The following is a 1,883-nucleotide window of genomic DNA, read 5'->3' on the forward strand; positions in this document are numbered from 1 at the left end:
CCTAATTATAATAGCATGAACCTCCTGTTAGTGTCAACATTTTTTGAAAGTTATTTTAAACTAACGATAGATTCATTCGGTTGCTCTTTTAACAACTTGTATATAATAGCATCTGAATGATTGCTGTGTCAATTAGATATTTTAAATTTGTTCGTATTATATAGAAGAGGTTAAGTGATAGCTATAACTAATGCCAGAAATCATCCACACAATCACTAATCAATCGCGTATTATGAATCTGGCATATTATATGTATGAAATTATACTAAATCAACTTCCACTTCTGTATTAGCTAATCGATTCAATTCATCTTGCAGCTCATGTGCTTTTTCATCACGTTGTTCAATGAAATTTCGCTCCCTATCAAATCGAACAGCCTGACCATAGAGAATTTCCTTTGTGGCCTGATTAGCATATAGAGGAACGAAGTCAATGTGTTCACCTGTCTTACTGTTATAGTATTTTTCTAGGTTTAGGAAGCCTTCATAGATTCTACCTACTTCGTTATCATCTGAAGCATAATCAATATCTGGAAAGATTAACACTGAAGCGCCGGCTTGCAAAGTCTCAACCGATTCCTTCAATGTACGGATAATTCGTCTTGATCTTCTATATACAGGAATCATACGTGCCGACTGAGCCAAACGACTAACGAAATACGACACTCCCCACGCAAGAGGCTTCGCTATAAACGATGGTATCTTAAACCGCTTTGTAAATGTGTAGTTAACGTAATGATCATAGCAAGCTTGTTGATCAATGAAAACACTCAAGCCCCATAGACGCATGAACTTAGGATACCAAAGTAATACATTGATGGGACCGAACATATTTTGATGGTGGGAAACATAAACAACAGGTTTATCTGCCGGTTCAAGTTGAGGCGTTTTATATTTAGGAAAGACTAGTTGAGCTATCTTTCTAATAATTAAATAAAATTTCCCGTATTCCATTAACTACTCCCTCCCAACTATTTAGAAATGGATAATCCTTTAATCATTTGCTTGCCAATTAGTACTGAATCACGAATGGTAGAATAATGTGACGTATGATCTTCATGATAGACCGTAGATATCTCTATACTCTTTATAGAATGATTCTTCTTAGCGATCATAATTAACATGTTGATTTCATATTCAAAACGATTCCCCGAGACATCTATTAGCTGACTTAGTTGTGTTTCCTTAAAAGCACGTAGACCTGTTTGCGTATCACGAACTTTATGATGATAGAATAAAGCAAATATTAATGATGTAAACCAATTACCAATTCGACTTCTAAACGGAACACCACTTTGAGTAAAATCCCTCATTCCTAAAATATAATCCACTGAAGAATTAACCATCGTCTCTCCGACATTCACTACATCCGATACGAGGTGCTGACCATCAGAATCCGCAGTAACAACACTATCAATACCACTATGATTATCCATAATATATTTAAAAGCTGTCTTCAACCCCATCCCTTTACCCATATTTACTTCATGAGTTAAGACAACCGTTCTGTTTAACTTAGTTATCTCCTCAAACAATGGGGCATACTTCTCTTCAGACCCATCGTTAATAACAACGACAGCATAAACGTTATTATTTAGAAGGTCCTGTACATAACTTAATAATTCATCCATGGGATTATAAGCAGGGATTACAACAATAAAGTTTTTCAATAATTACACCTCTATTTATTATATATTCTTCTTATTTATAAGTTTTTTGAAAAAATATTATATAATTACCCTTTAAATTAAACTATATCATGAATAAGTTAATTTTAACAATTAAAAAGTACGTCGCCCTACTTTATATGAGCTTAAAAAATGCTACAACTATATATCATATATTATAGAAGGAAAAAATCTGTACAAAAAAAGAAGGCTCTTC

The 1,883-nt window shown here is 33.7% G+C and carries 2 protein-coding genes; both read right to left on the reverse strand.

Annotation, left to right across the window (positions count from 1 at the left end; translation table 11 throughout):
* Positions 1–260: 260 nt before the first annotated feature.
* On the reverse strand, positions 261–953 hold the full coding sequence (locus HW423_RS10825) for a lysophospholipid acyltransferase family protein (protein ID WP_218931891.1): 693 nt from the start codon (positions 951–953) through the stop codon (positions 261–263).
* Between the two features lie 17 nt (positions 954–970).
* A complete protein-coding gene (locus tag HW423_RS10830; RefSeq protein WP_218931892.1) occupies positions 971–1,669 on the reverse strand; it encodes a glycosyltransferase family 2 protein in 699 nt (232 codons plus the stop codon).
* Positions 1,670–1,883 lie beyond the last annotated feature (214 nt).

It is taken from the genome of Ruoffia halotolerans, from assembly GCF_014049385.1.
GTDB classification, from domain to species: domain Bacteria; phylum Bacillota; class Bacilli; order Lactobacillales; family Aerococcaceae; genus Ruoffia; species Ruoffia halotolerans.

What these genes read in the sequence shown, in the direction of transcription:
- HW423_RS10825 (WP_218931891.1), bottom strand. Translation starts at nt 953, where the DNA reads ATGGAATACGGGAAATTTTATTTAATTATTAGAAAGATAGCTCAACTA.